Origin of the sequence: Longimicrobium sp. (assembly GCF_036388275.1) — a bacterium.
Lineage (GTDB): Bacteria > Gemmatimonadota > Gemmatimonadetes > Longimicrobiales > Longimicrobiaceae > Longimicrobium.
Genome location: NZ_DASVSF010000102.1, coordinates 64,781 through 82,234 on the forward strand (window position 1 = coordinate 64,781; position 17,454 = coordinate 82,234).

Genomic DNA, 17,454 nt, shown 5'->3' on the forward strand with positions numbered 1-17,454 from the left:
CGGAGGCGCGATGATCCGGAGCATGACGGGGTTCGGGGAGGCGGAGCGGGAGACCGAGGCGGGTACGCTCCGCGTCGAAATCCGGACCGTAAACCACCGGCACCTCAGCGTAAACTTTCGCACCCCCGCTTCGCTGGCGAAGTGGGAGCCGCAGATGCGCGAGTGGCTGCGCACCCAGCTTTCGCGCGGCCACGTGAACTGCGCGGTGCGGCTGGAGCCCTCGGGCGCGGCGGGCGCCGCGGCGATCGGGCTGGCGCTGGACGAGGAACGGGTGCGGGCGTACTTGGCGCTGTTCGGTGAACTGCGGACGCGCTTCGGCGTGGGGGGCGAGCCGGACCTGGCGTCGCTCCTTCGCTTCAACGACGTGATCGTCCGCGACGACGACGGCGCGCGCGCCGAGGTGCCCGTGGACGATCTGCGGGCCGTGGTGGAAGACGCCGCGCGCTCTACGACATCGATGCGCGAGGACGAGGGGCGGCGCCTGGCGGCGGACCTGGACGGGCGCATCTCGGCGATCGAGACGGCGCTGGACGCCATCGCCGAGCTGGCGCCTTCGCGGCTGGCGGCCGAGCGCGACCGGCTGCGCGAGGCGGTGCGCGAGCTGGCGGGTGGTGTGGCCGTCAGCGAAGACCGGCTGGCGCAGGAGATCGCCTACTTGGCCGAGCGCTGGGACATCAACGAAGAGCTGGTGCGCTTTCGCTCGCACAACGAGCTCTTCCGCGAACTGATGGCGGCGAACCCCGAGGAGCCGGTGGGCAAGCGCCTGTCGTTCCTCGTCCAGGAGATGCACCGCGAGGCCAACACCATCGGCTCCAAGGCCAACCACGCGGGGATCGCGCACCGCGTGGTGGCCATCAAGGAAGAGGTGGAGCGGCTTCGCGAGCAGGTGGAGAACGTGGAGTGAGCGCCCGGCGGACCTTTCCGCTGGTGCTTTCGGCCCCGTCCGGCGCCGGCAAGACGACCATCGCCAACCGGCTTCGCGAGTGCAGGCAGGACGTGGCGTTTTCCGTCTCCGCCACCACGCGGACGCCCCGCGAGGGCGAGCGCGACGGGGTGCACTACCACTTCGTGAGCGCCGACGAGTTCCGGCGGATGATCGCCGCCGACGAGCTGATCGAGTGGGCCGAGGTGCACGGCAATTTCTACGGCACGCTGCTGCGCGAGGTGGACAAGGCGCGGGATCGCGGCGAGTTCCTGCTGCTGGACATCGACGTGCAGGGCGCGGCGCAGATCCGCCACAAGGTGCCCGACGCGGCGCTCGTCTTCATCCTTCCGCCCTCCGGCGAGGTGCTGGTGCAGCGGCTGGTGGGGCGGGGAAGCGACGCGGCCGAGGTGGTGGCGCGGCGGCTGCGCAACGCGCGCGACGAGATCCGCGAGGCGCCGCGGTTCGACTACGTGGTGGTGAACGACGACCTGGACGCGGCGGTCGGAGACGTGGAGGCCATCATGGACGGGCGCACGGACCACCTTCGGCCTCACCCGCCGCTGGACGTGCTGGCCGACCGGATGGCGATGGAGATCGACAGGCACCTGCGCCCGTCTGCGTGACGGGCACGGGGCTTTTACTTCAGAGGGAGCGGAACAGATGCGAGTGGTAACTCCGGGCCAGGCGGCCCGACACACCGGCAGCAAGTACCTTGGCGTCCTGGTGGCCGCTAAGATGGCGCGCAACCTCAACGAGCTGCGCCGCAACGAGCTGGCGGAAGACCCCACCGTTTCCGGCGACGAGCCGCGCGAGAAGCTGACCACCATCGCCATCGAAGAGGTGCGCGAGGGCACGGTCAAGTTCACGCTGACCTCGCGCCAGCGCCCCATCATCCCCTCGTAGTCCCGATGCCCGGGTCTCGCGCGCCCCGGCGCCCCTTCGCCGGGCGCCGCGTGGTCCTGGGCGTCACCGGCGGAATCGCCGCGTACAAGGCCATCGCCGTCGCCCGCGACCTGACCCTCGCGGGCGCTTCCGTCGACGTCGTCCTCACGGAGGGGGCGATGGAGTTCGTGCGTCCCCTGTCCTTCGAGGCGCTCACCGGCCGGCCCGCGCACGCGTCCATGTATCCCGCCGGCGACCCCCTCCTCCACATCCGCCTGGCGCGCGACGCGGACTGCATCGTCGTGGCGCCCGCGACCGCCAACTTCCTGGCCCGCGCGGCCAACGGCATGGCCGACGACCTGCTGACGGCCACGCTGCTGGCCACGGAGGCGCCCGTCGTTCTGTGCCCGGCGATGAACGACCGCATGTTCGCCCACCCCGCCACGCAGCTCAACCTGGCCCGCCTGGGCGAGATCGGCTACCACATCGCCGGGCCGGCGGTCGGGCCGCTGGCGTGGGGCGAGGGCGAGGGCCCCGGGCGCATGCTGGAGCCGGAGGAGATCGTCGCCCACGCGGGGCGGGCGCTGGAGGGGGCCACGGGCCTCGCGGGGCGCCGCGTCGTCGTCACGGCCGGGGGCACGCGCGAGGCCATCGATCCCGTGCGCTACGTGGGCAACCGCTCGTCGGGGCGGATGGGATACGAGATCGCCGCGGCGGCGTGGCGGCGCGGCGCGGAGGTGGTGTTGGTCGCCGGCCCCTCGCACCTGCCCGTCCCTCCCGGCGTGCAGCTGCGGCGGATCGAGACGGCGGCGCAGATGCTGGACGCTGTCCGCGAGGAACTGCCCCGGGCCGACTCGCTGGTGATGGCCGCCGCTGTCGCGGACTTCCGCCCGGGCGATCCCGCGGCGAACAAGATCAAGAAGGAAGCGGGTGGCGTTCCCGAGATTCGCCTGGAGGCGACGGACGACGTCCTCCGCGCCACGCGCGATGCCCGCCCGGTGGGATGCGTCGTCGTGGGGTTCGCGCTGGAGACGGCGGACGCGGTGGAGAACGGGCGCCGCAAGCTGGAAGGGAAGGGGCTGGACCTGCTGGTGGTGAACGATGCGACGGAGCCCGGCGCGGGCTTTGAGGTCGACACCAACCGCGTGGTCCTCCTCGCGCCCGGGATGCCGGACGAGGCGCTTCCGCTGATGCCCAAGTCCGAGGTGGCGGACCGCATCCTCGACCGCGTGGAGCAGGTGCTGGCGGCGGGGCGCGGCGCGTGAACGACGCGCGCGATCTCCTGCGCTCCTGGTTCCAGCAGCGCCGCGAACTGGGCGACGACGAGCTGGTGCTGGACCAGCTGTCCGTCGCCGAGCTGCGCGAGATCGTCTCCGATCGGCCGGCGCGCGTGGCTCGCCCGGTGGATGCCGTGGAGCCCGCCCGACCGGCGCGGCCCAGGGAAGCCGCAGAGCCGCGTAGTCCCGTCGAAGTTGCGGAGCCCGTCCCCGCATCCGCAGCCTCCGTCGACGCGCCGGTGCCTGGCATCGTGGAGACGCACCGGCGCGCGGGCGCTCCCGTTCCCGGCACCACCGCGCATCCGCCGTCGCCGCTGGCTCCTGCCCGCTACGCGTCCGCGGAGGAGATCGCCGCGCTGCCGGTGCTGAACGCCGTGCGCGAGATCGCCCTCGGCTGTCCGCGGTGCGGGCTGGCGAAGACGCGGACGCACGTGGTGTTCGGCGAAGGCAGCGAGACCGCGGACGTGATGGTGGTCGGCGAGGCGCCGGGGCAGGAGGAGGACCGCAGCGGCCGGCCGTTCGTGGGGCGCGCGGGGCAGCTGCTGGATTTGCTGCTGCTTTCCTCCGGCTTTCAGCGGGCGGACGTGTACGTTTGCAACGTCCTCAAATGCCGCCCGCCGCAGAATCGCAATCCGCAGCCGGACGAGGTGGATGCCTGCTCGCCCTACCTGCTCAAGCAGGTGGAGCTGGTGAAGCCCCGGGTGATCCTGGCGTTCGGCGCCTTTGCCGCGCAGACGCTGCTGGGCACGGACATCACCATCGGCAAGCTGCGTGGCCGCACGCATGAGTACCGGGGGATTCCGCTCGTTCCCACCTATCACCCGGCCGCCTGCCTGCGGCACCCGGCGTGGGTCCGCTCCGTGTGGGAGGATCTCCAGCGGGCGCGCGACGTTCTCGAGGCGGCCTAGGCCGCGGACCCGACCAAGCAGTGATCCGCTGACGCGGAATCTTCTGATCGAATCGCTCTTTAGCAGTACCGGAGCCGCATGTCCATCGCATCTCCCTTCGTTCCCAAGGTGGCCGCGCCGCCGCCGCCTCCATCGGCGTTCGCGGACCGCTCTCCCCCGTATTCCGCCGAGGCCGAGCTGGCCGTGCTGGGCGGAATGCTGATCGACGCCGACGCGCTGACCAAGGCCATCGAGGTCGTCGACGACACGATGTTCTACCGCGAGGGGAACCGCCGCGCCTTCCGGGCGATGCAGCGGATCTTCGAGCGCGGAGACGTGATCGACGCGCTGACCCTGGCCGAGGATCTTCGCAACCACGGCGACCTGGAATCCGTGGGCGGCATGCAGTTCATCGCGTCCATCATGGACGCGGTGCCCACGGCCGCGAACATCGAGTACCACGCCAAGATCGTCCGCGAAAAGGCGCTGCTGCGCCGGCTAATCGAGGCGGCGACCACCATCATCCAGGACACGTACGACAACCCGGGAGAGGTAGACGAGCTTCTCGACAAGGCCGAGCACAAGATCTTCGAGGTCGCGCAGACGCACGACCGCAAGGGCTTCGTATGGATCAAGGAGATCCTGTGGCCCACCTTCGAGAAGATCGAGGCGCTGCAGAACAACAACTCCTCGGTCACCGGCGTCCCCACCGGCTTCGCCGACCTCGACGAGCTCACGGCCGGGTTCCAGCCCAGCGACCTGATCATCGTCGCGGCCCGTCCGTCGATGGGGAAGTGCCTGTCGTGGGATTCCGAGATCGTGCTCGCCGACGGCAGCGTCGCCACCATCCAGGAGATCCACGACCGCCGCGAGGCGCGCCTGCTGACGCTGAGGGAGGACTGGAAGCTGGGGATCACCGAGCCCAGCGCGTTCGTGGACGATGGCGAGAAGCCCGTGTTCCGCGTCACCACGCGCCTGGGGCGGAAGATCGAAACCACGCTGACGCACCCGTTCCTGACGATCGGTGGATGGAAGCCGCTGGGCCAAATCGGCGTGGGCGAGCACGTCGCGGTGCCGCGCACCATTCCCGTCTTCGGAACGGGCGAGATGCGGGAGTCAGAGGTGAAGCTGCTCGGATACCTGAGCGGCGACGGCGGGCTTACCGGGACCAATCCGCGGTTCATCAACTCCGATGCACGCGTTCGCGATGACTTCGCCAGCGCCGTAGCGGAGTTCGGTGGCGTTGCAGTCACGATGGAAGATTCGCGCGGCACGCGGACGCCGTACCTGAGCGTGCGTCGCGACCGCACTGTGACGCATGCGGCGCGCGAGTCGGCGCTGGCTTCCGTCGTGGCGATGTTGCCTGGCGAGCGTGGGACGGGCGTGCGCGTCGCCGCCGAGGTGGGCGTCAGCACGGCGTCGGTGAGCCACTGGGCGCGCGGACGATCCGTCCCGAATGCGGCCAAGCGGCGGGCGCTGGCGGCCGCGGTGGGTGTCGAAATCGCGGCGGATGGACAGCTCGATCGCAATCCGCTCGTCTCGTGGCTGGACGAGTTGGGGCTATGGGGGAAGGGCGCGGCGCAGAAGTCCGTCCCCGGAGCCGTGTTCTCCCTGCGCGCCGACTTGGTCGCGCTCTTTATCAACCGTCTGTTCGCGACGGATGGCTGGGCGATGGTGCTGGCGAGCGGCCAGGCGCAGCTGGGCTACGCGTCCGTCAGCGAACGCTTGGCGCGTCAGATCCAGCACCTGCTTCTTCGATTCGGCGTGATCGCCAGCCTTCGCAAGCGGATGGTGCGCTACCGCGAGGGGCGCCGTCCCTCGTGGCAGTTGGACATCACCGACGCGCGGTCCATCCGCACGTTCGCCCGCAAGATCGGGATCTTCGGTAAGGAAGCGGCGCTGGATGCTGTCGTTCGCACCGCGGAATCCAAGCGCTACCAGACGAACCGCGACCTGGTCCCGGTCGGCGTGTGGGATCGCATCGAGCGTGCGAAAGGTGGCGAGTCGTGGTCGTCGCTCGCGCGTCGTGCGGGGATCGTAGGATGGACGAACATCCATGTGGGAGAGCGTGCGCTTTCCCGCGACCGGCTCGCCAAGCTTGCGGATGCGCTGGACGACGCGGAACTGCGCTCGCTGGCGGCAAGCGACGTGTACTGGGACGAGGTGGTGTCCGTCGAGCCGCTGGGGCTCAAGCAGGTATACGACCTGACGGTGCCGGGCACGCACAACTTCGTGGCGAACGACGTGTGCGTGCACAACACAGCCTTCACCCTCAACATCGCTCAGCACGCGGCCATTTCGGCGAAGAAGCCGGTCGCGTTCTTCTCGCTGGAAATGAGCAAGGAGTCGCTGGTGCAGCGCGTGCTGTGCGCCGAGGCGCGCGTGGACGCCAGCCGGCTGCGGCGCGGGCGCCTGCTGGACGACGAGTACGCGCGCCTGGCGACCGCTGCGGGCTACCTGAACACCGCGCCCATCTACATCGACGACTCCGCCGGCATCTCGGTGCTGGAGATGCGCGCCAAGGCCCGTCGCCTGAAGTCCGACCGGCAGGACCTGTCGCTGATCATCGTCGACTACCTGCAGCTGATGACCGGCGGCAAGGGTAAGACGGAGAACCGCCAGCAGGAAGTGTCGGAGATTTCGCGAGGGCTCAAGGCGCTCGCCAAGGAGCTGGACGTGCCCGTGGTGGCGCTCTCGCAGCTCAGCCGAGCCGTCGAACAGCGCCCCGATAAACGGCCCATGATGAGCGATCTTCGTGAGTCAGGAGCCATCGAGCAGGATGCAGACCTCATCATGTTCCTCTACCGCCCCGAGTACTACTTCGGGCCGACGGACAAGGAGGGGAACAACATCGAGGGGCGCGCCGAGGTCATCATCGGTAAGCAGCGCAACGGCGCCACCGGCACCGTTCAGATGATGTTCCTCAAGGAGTTCACGCGGTTCGAAAGCTACTCGCCGCGCAACGACGGGCCGCCGGAATACTGAGCCGCGGCGGAAACTGACGGAATGGCGAAGACGAAGACGGCGTACTTCTGCCGCGAGTGCGGCAACGAGACGGCGCGGTGGCAGGGGCAATGCCCCGGCTGCCACGAATGGAACACGCTGGTGGAAGAGCCCACCGCGCCCCGCAAGAGCAAGGGGGGGGCGGCGGGCTCGTCCGTGCGCGTGGCGGGCGCCAGCATCTCGGCGCCCGTACGGCTGCGCGACGTGGAGGGTGCCGAGCGTCCGCGCTGGGCGACCGGGCTGGCGGAGTTCGACTTCGTCTTGGGCGGCGGCATCGTGCCCGGCTCCGTCGTGCTGGTGGGCGGCGAGCCCGGCATCGGCAAGTCCACCATCCTGCTGCAGGTGGCCGGCCGGGTGGAGGGTGCCCAGCGTAGCACGCTGTACGTGTCGGGAGAGGAATCTGCCCACCAAGTGAAGCTGCGCGCTGACCGGCTGGACGAGGCGGCGGGATCGGTGACGCTGCTGGCGGAAACGGACCTGGACGGCATCCTCATCCGCGCCGCCGAGCTCAACCCGGCTGTGCTGCTGATCGACTCCATCCAGACCGTTTACACGCCGGAGCTGGAGGGCGCGCCCGGCAACGTGGGCCAGGTGCGCGAGTGCGCGGCGCGGCTTCAGCGCTTTGCCAAGCAGACCGGGACGGCGGTGTTCCTGGTGGGCCACGTCACCAAGGGCGGCGGCATCGCGGGGCCCAAGACGCTGGAGCACATCGTCGACACGGTGCTCTACTTCGAGTCCGCCGGCGGGCTGGACAACCGCGTGCTGCGCGCCACCAAGAACCGCTTCGGCGGGGTGGACGAGATCGGCGTGTTCCGCATGACAGCGGCGGGCCTTTCGCCCGTCGGCAATCCGTCGGAGCTGTTCCTGGGCGAGCGTTCCGACGCCGTCCCCGGTTCCGCCGTCGTGGCCACGATGGAGGGCACGCGGCCGCTCCTCGTCGAAGTGCAGGCGCTGGCGGCAAAGGCCGCCTACGGTGCGCCGCAGCGGGTGAGCACCGGCATCGACCAGAAGCGGCTGGCGCTGCTGCTGGCGGTGCTGGAAAAACGTGCGGGCCTTCACTTCGGCCAGCTGGACGTGTTCCTGAACGTGGTTGGCGGGCTGCGGCTCACCGAGACGGCCACGGACGCGGCGGTGGCCGTGGCGCTCGCGTCCAGCGTGTTCGACCGCCCGGTTCCGTCGGACACCGTGGTCATCGGCGAGCTGGGGCTGGGCGGCGAGCTGCGCCCGGTCGGACAGATCGAGCGGCGGCTGACCGAGGCCGCGCGCATGGGCTTTCGCGCGGCGTACCTGTCGCCGCGCGCCGTTCCGCAGTCGGTGCCGCCCGGCATCCGCGCCATCCCCGTCGAGGACGTCCGCACCCTTGTCGACCGCATCTTCGCCGCCTGACGCGCCCCGCGCCGCCGCCGTGATCGTCGCCGGCGGCTCCGGGCTACGCTTCGGCGGGCCCGTGCGCAAGCAGTACCTGGAGATCGGCGGCGTGCCGGTGCTGCTGCGCGCCCTCCGTGCCTTTCTCGCGCATCCCCGCATCGTCCAGGTAATCGTCGTCCTCCCGGCGGAGGACGTGCTGCACGCGCCCACCTGGCTGCTGGACGTTCCTGTGCGGATCGTGGCGGGTGGCGCGGAGCGCGGCGACTCGGTCGCGAACGGGCTGGCGGCGGTGGAGGATGCGGAATTGGTGCTCATTCACGACGGCGCGCGTCCATTCGTCGATGGCGGGATCATAGACCGCGTGCTGGATGGATGCGTTGCGGGCGGAGCCATCGCCGCCGTGCCGGTGACGGACACCATCAAGCAGGTGGATGCAGAAGGCGCTATCACCGGCACGCCGGACCGGCGTACGCTCTGGCAGGCGCAGACGCCGCAGGGATTTCCGGTCGCCGCGCTACGGGATGCTTATCGGCGCGCCGCGGAGGAGGGCGTCGGGGCCACGGACGACGCGGCGCTGTACGAGCGCTACGTGGGTCCGGCCCGCGTCGTCATGGGATCGTACCGCAACCTGAAGGTCACGCGCCCGGACGACCTCCCAATCGCCGAGGCCATCGCGGCCGAGACGCGGGACGCCACCTGATGCACGGAACTCCACGCTGACCGACACGCCCGAGCCGAGCCCCCGCGCGGGGCGGCCGCGCGAGGCGCGGCTCGCCTGGGCGTACGTCGCCGAGGCGGAGGCCGGTGCCGCCGCGGCCCACGCGCCCCGCCTAGCCTCCGCCCGCCAGCGGTTCCGCCCGGGCGCGGACCGGCTGGACTCCACCGGCCCGGACGCTGCTTTCCTGCTGGTGCCCATCACCAGCTACGCCCACCTCCCCCGAGGCCAACGCCCCGAGGCGTTCTGCCCCGTCTGCCTGGAGCGCGTGTTTCTGCATCTCGGCACGCGGATGCGCCATCATTACGCGCACCGCCCCGAGGCGGAGTGCGCCGCGGCCCGGGGTGAAGGCGCGCTGCATCTCTCGGCGAAAATCCACATCGCGGAGCAGCTGGCCGATGGCGGGAAGGGGCTGACGGTCCGGCCCGTCTGCGCGCGCGTGCCGGAGGACCGCAGCACTGAGCGCTGCCCGCCCGCACCACTGGATACCTGGGATGTCGAGTGGGACGACGTACGGGTGGAGAGCACGTTTCCGTCGCTGCGTGCGGACGTGATGCTGTTCCGGGAGGGCGTGGAGGTCGGCGCGATCGAGATCTACGCCCATCACACGGTGGATGCGGAAAAGGCGGAGAAGTATCGCCGGCTGGGGCTGCCGTGGATCGAGGTTCCCGCGCGGGGCGTGATCTCCGAAGCGGGCATCGGCTGGACGGTCGATAAGCCGCTGGCGGTGCTGCAGGACAGCCGGCATCCGGAACCCTGGCGCTGCGGCCGGCACGAGGCGCTGCACGTGGGGATGCTGGAGCACGAGCGCTCGGGTGTGCACCGGATGGCGGGTCGCGTGGTCCACATCTACCGCTCGGACGGCGGACGGTCGAAGGGCGAGACGCGGGTTCGCGCCACGGCCGTGTACATGATGGAGCGGCGCGAGGACGGCGAGCTCGCCGAGGCCTGGCTGGAGCGAGACGATACCGAGGGGCGCATCGGCTTTCCCATGCGCACGCGGGACCGCGACGACGCCCGCCGCGCGCTCCACTCGCAGTTCGCCGGGTGGGTGCGGTGGATGCGCGAAAACCAGGGTGCCACGGTCGATTCACCCATGCGCTGGACGCCGCCGCGCACGCTGGAGGGGTGGAAGAAATCCACCTCCTTTCCCCAGCGCCTGCGGTGGGACCCGCACCAGGGCTCGTTCGCCGCTGTCCCCAACCTGCCGACGAGCTCCTGGCCGCGTGTGCCGCGGGCAGATCCGTACGTGGCCGATCCCGTCCTGGGGCTGGATGGCTGCACGTGGACGCAACTCCATCCCGGGAAGCCGCCGGTGATGCATGCCGTGGCGGGTGCGGTCTGGGGCACGCTGCGCGCTCAAGCCGGGCGCACCGGGGCGGGTGAGGAGACCGCGTACCTGTCGGCCTGCGTGCACGACGGGGAGCGCTGGCGCACGTGCGATGGCGCTCCGTACGTGGCGACGCTCGCGCCGGAGCCGGACCAGGACTGGGTGCAGCTTCTCCAGGAGTGGGTGCGGCGACTGGCGGAGCTGGAGCCGCCGGCCGTCCAGGACGGGCAGGCGGCCGTGGACGTGCTCGGGGCGTTGCGGTCCGGCTGCTGACGGGATTGGCGCTTTGTCCCGCGGAAGCGTACGCCGGGTTGGACGCGGCGGGCGAAAGCCTGTAGATTGGCGGGCTTCCATGGCCCGGCGCGCGCCGGGCCCATGCCACCGGCCGCGAGCGTGGGACTGCAGATGACGGAGCAGGCGAGCCCGCCCACCACCACCTACAACCTGCTGTTCGTCTGCACGGGCAACACCTGCCGCTCGCCCCTGGCGGAAGGCATCGCCCGGGCCGAGCTGCAGCGCCGCGGCTGGGCGAACGTGCAGGTGAAGTCGGCGGGAGTGTCGGCGCACCCGGGCGTGCCCGCGACGATGGAGGCGGTGACGGTGGCGCGGCGCCAGGGCGTGGACCTTTCCGCGCACGCCAGCCAGCCGCTGACGCCCTCGCTGGTGAGCTGGGCCGACGTGGTGCTGACGATGGGCCCCTCGCACCTGCCTAGCGTCGACCGGATGGGTGGGGCGGAAAAAGCCGGCACACTCGGCGATTTCGCCGCGGGCGGCGAAGGGCTGGGCCCCTCGGTGCCCGACCCGTTCGGCGGGCCCGAAGCCCTGTACGAAGAAACGTTCACCGAGCTCCGCAGGCTGGTGAGCGCCGCGCTGGACCGGCTGGCGCCCATCCTTCACCCGTGACGCCCACGGCCGCCACCCGCCCGTTCGCCCTCCTGGGCGACCCCGTCGGCCACTCGCTTTCTCCCGTCTTCCAGAACGCCGCCATCCGCCACCTGGGGCTCGACGCCGTCTACGTCGCGCTCCGCTGCGCCGCGGACGATGCGCCCGGCCTGATCCGCTCCCTTGCTCGTGCGGGCGGTGGCGGGAACGTGACCGTGCCCCACAAGCAGGTCGCCGCGCGCGCCGTCGACGTCGCCAGCGACCGCGTCGTCCGAACCGGGGCGTGCAACGCGTTCTGGTTGGCCGACGGCCGGGTGCATGGCGACAACACCGACGTGGCGGGGGTGGATGGGGCCATCCGCGCGCTCCTGGGCCGCTCGGCGGCGGGCGCGTCCGTGCTCCTGCTGGGGGCGGGCGGCGCCGCGAGCGCGGCCGTCTGCGCGCTGGCGGATGCGGGCGCGGAGCGGATCGTCATCGTCAACCGCTCCCCGGAGCGCGCATCGGAGCTGGCGGAGCGGTTCCGCACGCCCGCCGTGCGCATCGACACGGCCGCCTCCGCGGACGATCTGCCGGGCGAGCAGTTCGACCTGGCGATCAACAGCACCTCGCTAGGCCTGAAACCAGGCGATCCGCTCCCGCTCGATCCTCACGCGTCTACTTTGACGCTTGGCGCCGCGCTGGATCTCGTATATTCGCCCGGTGAAACACAGTGGGTGCACCAAATGAGGGTGCGCGGAATCCCTGCGGCGGACGGCAAGGAGATGCTGATCCAGCAGGGCGCCGCCGCCTTCCGCCACTGGTTCGGCGTGGACGCGCCCGTGGACGTGATGCGGGCGGCGCTGCGGGAAACATCCGGGCGAGACGCGTCGTAAGGCGTGGCCGGTGTGCCGTTGGGCACCCGGCAACACAGTCCATGGATGGAACAATGAGTACGGAAAGCGGAAGTTCCGATCCGCGGCGCTTCGGCCGGGGTTTGCAGACTCGCGCGGCGATCATGATTGCGGTGTGCGCGACGACCGCCCCGATGGCGGCGGCCGGGCTGTGGGGCGAGTCCCTGGGCCTGCCGACGGCCATTAGCGTGCTCCTCGCGGCCGTGGGGCTGATCGGCGGCGCGTGGGCGATATTGTGGGGATCGGAGCCGTTCCGCCGGCAGGAACTGCGGGAGAACGTCGGAAAGCCGGCCCCTGCATTCACCCCGCGGCTCGTCTTGGCGCTGCTCGGGCCGATGCTCCTTGTGCCTGTCGTGTGGCATTACACGGTGGGGATGCCGTGGCGTGCCGGATGGTCGCTCGCCGCTGCCTTCGTACTCTACTTCGCGATCTTCATCCCGCTGGGGCGGCTGCAGAAGCGTGGCATTTCGCCGTACTTCCGGCCTGCCTGGTACGGCTTTCCCGCGGCCGGTGTCATCGCGGGCCTCGCCTGGTCGGCGCTCGCCCCGGGGGCCGCAGTCGAAGGCGTCGGCAACGGAATCATCTGGTCGTTGATGCACTACGCCTACGTGCGCTGGGCCATGCGTGGCGCCAGGTCCATCGACTCCGCCCGCGCGGCTTCGCCCCCGTCCGCCAGCCCCCATCGAACGCCATGAACGCCCACCACACCCGAACCGCCGCCGCGCTGGCGTTGCTGGCCTCCTTGTCCGCCTGCGCATTTCCCTCCATGCCGCCGATGCCCGTTCCGGAGGCGCTATCCACCACCGAGGAGTGGCGGGTGGAGATGCGCCACGATCGGCCGACGGTGCGCTACAGGTTCGGCCCGTACCGCGTGGCGGACGTGCGCTGGCACGACATCCGGCAGCGCGGCGGAGTGGTGGACGCGATCAAGGGAAAGCGCGAGTACCAGGAGCGCTACGAGTTCGCGCTGCGTGATTCCACCGAGGGGAGCGCCATCACGCGCGTGGAGTGCGACAGCCGCGACAGGGATCGCGGTTTCTCCATCGGGTCGGTGGACATCGAGCTGGAATCGGGGCTGTCGCTGAACTGCCGCGTGTTCCCGGACGCCGATTCCGCCGCCCTATCCGGCACGCTGACTCTCGCTGCGCGTAACGACAACGTACCTCGTGGAACCATCGAGCGAGGCGAGGTGAAGTTCGAGATCGTGGGGGAGCGCGAGCGCGGTGATGATGACGAACAGCTTCCGCGCGCGTACCTGGTACGCCGGGGCGAGACGCTCGTGGGGATGGTCGATCGCACGCATCCGGGCATCATCCGCGTTTCGCCGTCGCTGCCGCGCGAGGAACAGGACCTGGTCGCGGCCACGCTGATGGCGCTGCTGATGCAGCGGAAGCTGATCGAGTCGTAGGCTGATGGAGACGCCCGCCACCCCCCGCGCTCCCATCGTGAAGATCCGGCGAGTCACGGCGGCGTACTTCGCGTTCCAGGGCGTGGCGATCGTCGCCTGGTGGATCGTGCTGTGGCGGGTTCCGTCTGTCCGCGGGTGGTTCGAGGCGCCAGGCTGGACGGAGTCGTCCCTCCTCGCGTTCTGGGTGCCGGACCTGGTGATCGGCGGCGCGGGATCGATGCTCGCCGCGTGGCTGGTATTGCGCGCCAGCCGGTGGGCGGGCGCGGCGCTCTGGCTAGTCGCGGGCGCGATGCTTTACGCCACCCTCTACTGCGTCGCAGCGTCGTTCGCGGCCGGCGGCGCGTGGCTGAACGTGGCGCTGATGACGCCCGCGGCGCTCGCGAGCCTGGCCCTCGCCGGCCTGAACGCGCTTCCCGCCGGTCGGCTCATGCGCCCCGCCGCGCCCGCGAGCGCCGGGCAGAACGTCGCACGCACGCTCGCGCAGTGCACCGTCGTATGGGGCGTGACGCTGGCGCTGCTGCCTGCGCTGCTGCTGATCGTCGACAGGCACTTCCGTCTGCCGCGGCTCGCATTGCCGGCGCAGCTCGGGATCTCGATCGCGATCTTCATCGCGTTCAGCGCGCTGAACCTCTGGACCGGAATGACCCTCGCGATGCGTGGCGAGGGCACGCCGCTGCCGCTGGAGGCGCCGCGTCGCCTGGTGATCTCCGGTCCGTACGCGTGGGTTCGGAATCCCATGGCGGTGGCGGGGCTGGGGCAGGGGATGGCCATCGCGCTCGCGTACGGATCGTGGCTGCTGATGGCGTACGTGATCGCGGGCGGCCTGCTGTGGAACTCCGGCCTGCGCCCGCCGGAGGAACGCGACCTGCTGGACCGCTTCGGCGCGGAGTACGAGACGTATCGCCGCGCCATCCGCTGCTGGATTCCGTCCCTGCGACCGTACCGAACTGCCAGCAGAACGGCGGGCGCCTTCCCGATCACCCTCGAAGAAACGAGCATCGGTCGATGAGTGCATCCCACAAGCCCGAGGGCTACAGCACGGTTTCGCCCTACCTGATCGTCGATGGCGCGAGCGAGACCATCGAGTTCGTCGTCCGCGTGTTCGACGGCGTCCCGTTGCGCCAGTTCGCGGACGAGTCCGGAAAGCTGGTCCATGCAGAGGTGCGCATCGACGACACCGTGGTGATGGTGGCGGATGCGGTGCAGGGGTGGCCGCCGGTGCCGTCGCACGTGCACATCTACGTGGCGGATGTGGATGCGACGTATCGGCGGGCGCTGGAGGCCGGCGCATCCTCCGTCCAGGAGCCGGTGCAGCGGGACGATCCGGACAAGCGCGGTGGCGTGAAGGACGCCGGTGGCACCACGTGGTGGATCGCCACGAAGGTGGGCTGAGCCCTCGATGAGTGACGACGCCCTCGGCCGGGTGCGCCGCATCTGCCTGGCGCTTCCCGAGGCGTTCGAGCAGGAGGCGTGGGGCCACCCGACGTTCCGCGTGCGGAAGCGGATGTTCGCCATCTATTCCGATTCGATGGACCCGGACGGGCCACCTCGCCCGGGCCTGCGCTGCAATGCGCCGCTGGGCGTTCAGGGCTACCTGGTGAGCTCCGAGCCGGAGAAATACTACGTGCCTGCGTACGTCGGCGGCAAAGGCTGGGTGGGCGTGTTCGTCGAGGCGTGCAGCGACGACGAGATCCGGGGCTTGGTGATCCAGGCCTACTGCATGATCGCCCCGAAGCGTCTCCAAGCGCTGGTGGCCGAGTAGAAGCCCTACGCGTCGTCCTCGTCGGTCTCCGCGAGGTTCAGCCCCGGGCCGAGTCCCCTGGCGTCGGCCCACTCCAGCGCCGCGCGATAGGCCTGCTTGAGGTCGTCCCTGAACTCGAGGATGGCCTCGGCGGTGCCGCGGTCCATCGGCAGGCCGTTCTCCGGACCTTTGCGGCTCAACTCCAGCGAAGTCGTCGCGATCGCCACGAACGCGCCGAACCGGAACTCCAGCATCTCCAGCAGCCGCAGCGGCGACGCGAGGCCGCCCTGTTCACTTCGCGTCCTCATCGCCGATCCTCCTCGCTGTCCCTTGTAGCGCGATAGGGCGCGCCCTACCTTGTCCAGTGTACATTCTGTCAAAGCGATCAAAGTGACCAGGCTAGTTTAGGCCTGAACCGCCGGAGAGTCAATGCCCCCCGGTGAGCCGCGCATTTCCGTGCGCGTGCTGCGGCAGGCCGCACGCGAAGCGATGGAGCGCACCTCGTCGCGCTCCGTCGCCCGGGATGTGGACATGTCGCCCCTGGGCCTGCGCGAGTTCATCGCCGGCGCCGAGCCAAGAAGCGCGACGATCCGCAAGCTGACGGCGTGGTACATCCGCCAGCGCGAACACGGGAGCGACGCGCCGGTCGATGCAGAAACCGCCGAGGCCGCCATCGCGTTCCTGCTGGAGCACATCTCGTCGCAGCATCGGAATGAGGTCCGCATGGCTGTGATCGGGTTGATCGACAGCGAGGGAAAGCGTCGTGGCGCGGTAGAGCCGGCGTGGTTAGCGGAAATCCGAGATCCCGCGCCGGGGGCACGTGAGAACAGCTGAATCCTGGTGCGCGTACCTCCCACATCCGTACGAGTAGGAATACGCCTTGGAGGATTGATGAACGACGTCCAAGTTTTTGATCGTCAGAAGTTTCGTAAGACCTTCCGCGCGACGCGGGAGCGGCTGGGGCTTACGCAGTCAGCTTTCGCCAATTTGCTTGGCATTAATCAGGGCTATGTGAGTAAGCTGGAATCTGGGAAGCTCGTGCCTCGCCTGCCCTACATGGTGAAAATCACTTCAGCATTGAATCTCCCGCTTCACGAATTCGCTCCTGATCTGAAGCCGAGTGCCTCCCCTGCCTCCACACGGTATTACTCCTTGTATGTCATTTATGGTGAACCGGATGAATCCTTCACACGCGCTCTCGATACGTCTCTACAAGCAAAGGGAGTCACCACATGGTTTTTTCCTGACGCGGGAGTGTACGGGCGGCGGCTTCACAGGACGATGCTTGAAGGCGTGAATGAGCATGATCGAGTTCTGGTCATCTGTTCCAAGGCTGGCCTAACGCGCTCGGGCGTGCTGAATGAGATCGAGCTAGTGCTTGCTCGCGAGGCAAGGGAGGGTGGCACAGAAATCCTCATTCCCATCACGCTCGATGATTTCGTGTTTGACGAATGGTCCCCGGAGCGCCACGACATCGCTGTACAGATCCGTGATCGCGTGGTGGGAGATTTTCGCAACAAGGTGCCTGGCTCTGACGAGTTCGTCGCTCGCGTGAATAGGCTTTTAGACGCGCTACAGCGGCCTTAAAACCTGGGAATCTCTTGCGGATCGCTGATCGGCTGCTCGTCGTCGGTGGGGTGCTCACGGCCGGGGCGGCCCTGCTGCACGTTGGCATCATAATCGGCGGTCCCGACTGGTACCGCTTCTTCGGGGCGGGCGAGCGCATGGCGCGGATGGCGGCGCGCGGCTCCATGCAGCCGGCGCTCGTCACCGCCAGCATCGCTGCGCTCCTCGCTGTGTGGGCGCTCTACGCGTTTTCGGGCGCGGGTGTCATCCGCCGCCTCCCGTTCCTGCGCCTGGCTCTGACGCTGATTGCGGCGGTGTACCTGGCCCGCGGCCTTTTCGGCGTTCCAGCCGTGATGCTCGTGGATGACGTGTACACGAATCAGTTGAGGGCGAAGCTGACGTTCATGGTGGTCAGTTCCGCCATTTGCATCGTGCTGGGCGTGTGCTATGCGATTGGTGCCGCGCAGGCCTGGAAGACGGCACCTGCGCTTCGTCCCGAGTAGCCGAGTCTGGCGCAACCGAACGGCCGTGGCTGAGCAGGATCAGCCGCGGCCTTCTTGTTTGTACCTTGCTGCTGCAG

Annotated in this window: 20 protein-coding genes; 19 read left to right on the forward strand and 1 reads right to left on the reverse strand. The window is 69.6% G+C overall.

All coding sequences use genetic code 11. From position 1 onward, the window contains the following. The first annotated feature begins 10 nt into the window (after positions 1-10). From VF632_RS22650 to VF632_RS22725, 16 genes are all read left to right on the forward strand, one after another. The gene (locus VF632_RS22650; RefSeq protein WP_331025207.1) at positions 11-904 is read left to right on the forward strand and encodes a YicC/YloC family endoribonuclease; all 894 of its coding nucleotides are present in this window, start codon (positions 11-13) and stop codon (positions 902-904) included. Then, on the forward strand, positions 901-1,548 hold the full coding sequence (gmk, locus tag VF632_RS22655) for a guanylate kinase (RefSeq protein WP_331025208.1): 648 nt from the start codon (positions 901-903) through the stop codon (positions 1,546-1,548). The genes VF632_RS22650 and gmk overlap by 4 nt, the downstream gene beginning before the upstream one ends. Positions 1,549-1,585: 37 nt before the next feature. Further along, complete coding sequence (gene rpoZ, locus VF632_RS22660) at positions 1,586-1,828, forward strand: DNA-directed RNA polymerase subunit omega (protein ID WP_331025209.1); 243 nt, start codon at positions 1,586-1,588, stop codon at positions 1,826-1,828. 5 nt (positions 1,829-1,833) lie between these two features. After that, the gene (coaBC, locus tag VF632_RS22665) at positions 1,834-3,072 is read left to right on the forward strand and encodes a bifunctional phosphopantothenoylcysteine decarboxylase/phosphopantothenate--cysteine ligase CoaBC (RefSeq protein ID WP_331025210.1); all 1,239 of its coding nucleotides are present in this window, start codon (positions 1,834-1,836) and stop codon (positions 3,070-3,072) included. Further along, on the forward strand, positions 3,069-3,992 hold the full coding sequence (locus tag VF632_RS22670) for a uracil-DNA glycosylase family protein (protein WP_331025211.1): 924 nt from the start codon (positions 3,069-3,071) through the stop codon (positions 3,990-3,992). Before coaBC ends, VF632_RS22670 begins: the two co-directional genes overlap by 4 nt. Before the next feature lie 78 nt (positions 3,993-4,070). After that, a complete protein-coding gene (gene dnaB, locus VF632_RS22675) occupies positions 4,071-6,956 on the forward strand; it encodes a replicative DNA helicase (RefSeq protein WP_331025212.1) in 2,886 nt (961 codons plus the stop codon). Between the two features lie 21 nt (positions 6,957-6,977). Next, on the forward strand, positions 6,978-8,360 hold the full coding sequence (gene radA, locus VF632_RS22680; RefSeq protein WP_331025213.1) for a DNA repair protein RadA: 1,383 nt from the start codon (positions 6,978-6,980) through the stop codon (positions 8,358-8,360). After that, positions 8,335-9,042 (forward strand): 2-C-methyl-D-erythritol 4-phosphate cytidylyltransferase, encoded by a 708-nt coding sequence (gene ispD / locus VF632_RS22685; RefSeq protein WP_331025214.1) that lies wholly within the window; start codon positions 8,335-8,337, stop codon positions 9,040-9,042. The genes radA and ispD overlap by 26 nt, the downstream gene beginning before the upstream one ends. A gap of 208 nt (positions 9,043-9,250) precedes the next feature. Next, on the forward strand, positions 9,251-10,660 hold the full coding sequence (locus tag VF632_RS22690; RefSeq protein ID WP_331025215.1) for a competence protein CoiA family protein: 1,410 nt from the start codon (positions 9,251-9,253) through the stop codon (positions 10,658-10,660). Positions 10,661-10,762: 102 nt separating this feature from the next. After that, a complete protein-coding gene (locus tag VF632_RS22695; RefSeq protein ID WP_331025216.1) occupies positions 10,763-11,290 on the forward strand; it encodes a low molecular weight protein arginine phosphatase in 528 nt (175 codons plus the stop codon). Further along, positions 11,287-12,141 carry a shikimate dehydrogenase gene (gene aroE, locus VF632_RS22700; RefSeq protein ID WP_331025217.1) on the forward strand — a complete coding sequence of 285 codons (855 nt, stop codon included), beginning with the start codon at positions 11,287-11,289 and terminating at the stop codon, positions 12,139-12,141. Before VF632_RS22695 ends, aroE begins: the two co-directional genes overlap by 4 nt. Positions 12,142-12,194: 53 nt before the next feature. After that, positions 12,195-12,854 carry a hypothetical protein gene (locus VF632_RS22705; RefSeq protein ID WP_331025218.1) on the forward strand — a complete coding sequence of 220 codons (660 nt, stop codon included), beginning with the start codon at positions 12,195-12,197 and terminating at the stop codon, positions 12,852-12,854. Further along, positions 12,851-13,567 (forward strand): hypothetical protein, encoded by a 717-nt coding sequence (locus VF632_RS22710; RefSeq protein ID WP_331025219.1) that lies wholly within the window; start codon positions 12,851-12,853, stop codon positions 13,565-13,567. The genes VF632_RS22705 and VF632_RS22710 overlap by 4 nt, the downstream gene beginning before the upstream one ends. A gap of 37 nt (positions 13,568-13,604) precedes the next feature. Beyond that, positions 13,605-14,576, forward strand: coding sequence for an isoprenylcysteine carboxylmethyltransferase family protein (locus VF632_RS22715; RefSeq protein ID WP_331025220.1), 972 nt, complete (start codon positions 13,605-13,607; stop codon positions 14,574-14,576). Beyond that, complete coding sequence (locus VF632_RS22720) at positions 14,573-14,959, forward strand: VOC family protein (protein WP_331025221.1); 387 nt, start codon at positions 14,573-14,575, stop codon at positions 14,957-14,959. Before VF632_RS22715 ends, VF632_RS22720 begins: the two co-directional genes overlap by 4 nt. A 7-nt stretch (positions 14,960-14,966) precedes the next feature. After that, positions 14,967-15,329, forward strand: a complete 363-nt coding sequence (locus VF632_RS22725) for an MmcQ/YjbR family DNA-binding protein (protein ID WP_331025222.1) — start codon at positions 14,967-14,969, stop codon at positions 15,327-15,329. Between the two features lie 5 nt (positions 15,330-15,334). On the opposite strand, the gene VF632_RS22730 is transcribed toward VF632_RS22725, so the two are convergent. Beyond that, on the reverse strand, positions 15,335-15,616 hold the full coding sequence (locus VF632_RS22730; RefSeq protein WP_331025223.1) for a hypothetical protein: 282 nt from the start codon (positions 15,614-15,616) through the stop codon (positions 15,335-15,337). A 121-nt stretch (positions 15,617-15,737) separates the two neighbouring features. Between VF632_RS22730 and VF632_RS22735 the strand changes: the two genes are divergently transcribed. Genes VF632_RS22735 through VF632_RS22745 form a run of 3 tightly spaced genes read left to right on the forward strand, consistent with a single transcriptional unit; the run spans position 15,738 to position 17,377 of the window. Continuing rightward, the gene (locus VF632_RS22735; RefSeq protein ID WP_331025224.1) at positions 15,738-16,142 is read left to right on the forward strand and encodes a hypothetical protein; all 405 of its coding nucleotides are present in this window, start codon (positions 15,738-15,740) and stop codon (positions 16,140-16,142) included. Between the two features lie 57 nt (positions 16,143-16,199). After that, entirely contained in the window at positions 16,200-16,895 is a 696-nt protein-coding gene (locus tag VF632_RS22740) for a TIR domain-containing protein (RefSeq protein WP_331025225.1), read from the forward strand. 14 nt (positions 16,896-16,909) lie between these two features. After that, entirely contained in the window at positions 16,910-17,377 is a 468-nt protein-coding gene (locus tag VF632_RS22745; protein WP_331025226.1) for a hypothetical protein, read from the forward strand. The last annotated feature ends 77 nt before the right edge of the window (positions 17,378-17,454 follow it).

What these genes read in the sequence shown, in the direction of transcription:
- VF632_RS22650 (WP_331025207.1), top strand. Translation starts at nt 11, where the DNA reads ATGATCCGGAGCATGACGGGGTTCGGGGAGGCGGAGCGGGAGACCGAG.
- rpoZ (WP_331025209.1), top strand. Translation starts at nt 1,586, where the DNA reads ATGCGAGTGGTAACTCCGGGCCAGGCGGCCCGACACACCGGCAGCAAG.
- coaBC (WP_331025210.1), top strand. Translation starts at nt 1,834, where the DNA reads ATGCCCGGGTCTCGCGCGCCCCGGCGCCCCTTCGCCGGGCGCCGCGTG.
- dnaB (WP_331025212.1), top strand. Translation starts at nt 4,071, where the DNA reads ATGTCCATCGCATCTCCCTTCGTTCCCAAGGTGGCCGCGCCGCCGCCG.
- radA (WP_331025213.1), top strand. Translation starts at nt 6,978, where the DNA reads ATGGCGAAGACGAAGACGGCGTACTTCTGCCGCGAGTGCGGCAACGAG.
- VF632_RS22695 (WP_331025216.1), top strand. Translation starts at nt 10,763, where the DNA reads ATGCCACCGGCCGCGAGCGTGGGACTGCAGATGACGGAGCAGGCGAGC.
- VF632_RS22705 (WP_331025218.1), top strand. Translation starts at nt 12,195, where the DNA reads ATGAGTACGGAAAGCGGAAGTTCCGATCCGCGGCGCTTCGGCCGGGGT.
- VF632_RS22710 (WP_331025219.1), top strand. Translation starts at nt 12,851, where the DNA reads ATGAACGCCCACCACACCCGAACCGCCGCCGCGCTGGCGTTGCTGGCC.
- VF632_RS22720 (WP_331025221.1), top strand. Translation starts at nt 14,573, where the DNA reads ATGAGTGCATCCCACAAGCCCGAGGGCTACAGCACGGTTTCGCCCTAC.
- VF632_RS22725 (WP_331025222.1), top strand. Translation starts at nt 14,967, where the DNA reads ATGAGTGACGACGCCCTCGGCCGGGTGCGCCGCATCTGCCTGGCGCTT.
- VF632_RS22730 (WP_331025223.1), bottom strand. Translation starts at nt 15,616, where the DNA reads ATGAGGACGCGAAGTGAACAGGGCGGCCTCGCGTCGCCGCTGCGGCTG.
- VF632_RS22735 (WP_331025224.1), top strand. Translation starts at nt 15,738, where the DNA reads ATGCCCCCCGGTGAGCCGCGCATTTCCGTGCGCGTGCTGCGGCAGGCC.
- VF632_RS22740 (WP_331025225.1), top strand. Translation starts at nt 16,200, where the DNA reads ATGAACGACGTCCAAGTTTTTGATCGTCAGAAGTTTCGTAAGACCTTC.